The following is a 1,353-nucleotide window of genomic DNA, read 5'->3' as shown; positions in this document are numbered from 1 at the left end:
GCCCCACCCCCTTGCCCCTCCCCCGTAGGGAGGGGAGTGGTATGCTTCGATATTTTGAGTATTACTGGAGGGGCTTATTTCTTCTTACCTCGCGGTCCGGGAGCAAACGGACTTCTTTCGCTTCCAGCATCAGCCTGCGCATCATCCTGCTCACCTCCCGTAACGTTAAGACCGGTAACCACCTTAACGCCGGCAGAAATGCCATTAAGAATCTGTGTGTTTGTGCCGTCGGTCATACCGATGTTCACCTTATGGGCTACGATGCTGTTGCCCTCAATAGACCATACCTTGTTCTTGGCGTTGCCAGTCTGGTCAACAATCTTCATTTTGCCTACAGTCTCCTTCTGCGGAGTGAAGCGCAGAGCCTTTGACGGAACAGAGAGCACGCCCTTACGTTCGGCTGTGTATATTGTGACGTTGGCAGTCAGACCCGGTTTGAGTTTGAGGTCGGCATTGGGTGCAGAGATAACCACCTCGTATGTTACTACATTGTTGGTAGTAGTAGCTTCCTGGCGCACCTGCTTTACAGTACCCTCGAAAGTGTCGTCGGGATAAGCGTCGACGGTGAACGAAACGCGTTCGCCTTCCTTAACGTCGCCTATGTCAGCCTCGTCAACATTTGCCACAACCTGCATGTTGGTGAGGTCTTGGGCGATAGTGAACAGTTCAGGAGTAGAGAAGCTTGCGGCAACAGTCTGACCTTCCTCTACCGACTTAGACAGTACAATGCCGTCTATCGGCGATGTGATGGTAGCATAGCCGAGGTTGGTCTGTGCGCGCTGCACCTCTTCCTTGGCAGATGCCACCTGCTCCTTAGCCTGAGTATATGAGAGCTTGGCGTTGTCGAAATCGTCGGCAGCTACAAGTCCTTTTTGATAGAGAGTCTTATAGCGGTTGAAGTTTGTGGTCTGATAGTTGAGCTGGCTCTGTGCCGTAGCGAGCTGTGTCTTTGCCGAATTGAGTTGGCTCATAAGGTTGGTCTTGTCGAGTTCGGCAATCACCTGGCCCTTCTTCACTACAGAATTGTAGTCGACATAGAGTTTGCTGACAATACCGCTCACCTGCGTACCCACCGTTACCGAAGTGACAGGCTCGATAGTACCCGTGGCGGTGATGCTGTTCATTATGTTTGCCGGTGCCACTGCAGCCGTGTCAAACGTAATCTGTTCTTCTTTCTTGCCGCCCGACAATGCCCAAGCGACAATGGCTATGATAATGACAACCGCCACTACCAGCCATAACTTGCTTAATTTTTTCATCTCTCTTATTTGTCTCTAATTAATTTATATCTAAATGTAGCAATCATTACATACCATTCCCCTCCCTACGGGGGAGGGGTTAGGCTTTAAGTAG

At 50.6% G+C, this 1,353-nt stretch carries 1 protein-coding gene; it reads right to left on the bottom strand.

Features of this window, described 5'->3' with window-relative positions; translation table 11 throughout:
* Window positions 1-74 precede the first annotated feature (74 nt).
* Window positions 75-1,259, bottom strand: coding sequence for an efflux RND transporter periplasmic adaptor subunit (locus I6E38_RS14780; RefSeq protein ID WP_235394698.1), 1,185 nt, complete (start codon window positions 1,257-1,259; stop codon window positions 75-77).
* Between the last annotated feature and the right edge of the window lie 94 nt (window positions 1,260-1,353).

Origin of the sequence: Leyella stercorea, from assembly GCF_021531355.1 — a bacterium.
Classification (GTDB): Bacteria; Bacteroidota; Bacteroidia; order Bacteroidales; family Bacteroidaceae; genus Prevotella.
Note: the sequence above shows the minus strand (reverse complement) of the source record. Positions and strands in the feature narration are given on the sequence as shown.

Coding starts and splice junctions, on each gene's coding strand:
- I6E38_RS14780 (WP_235394698.1), bottom strand. CDS start 1,259: ATGAAAAAATTAAGCAAGTTATGGCTGGTAGTGGCGGTTGTCATTATC.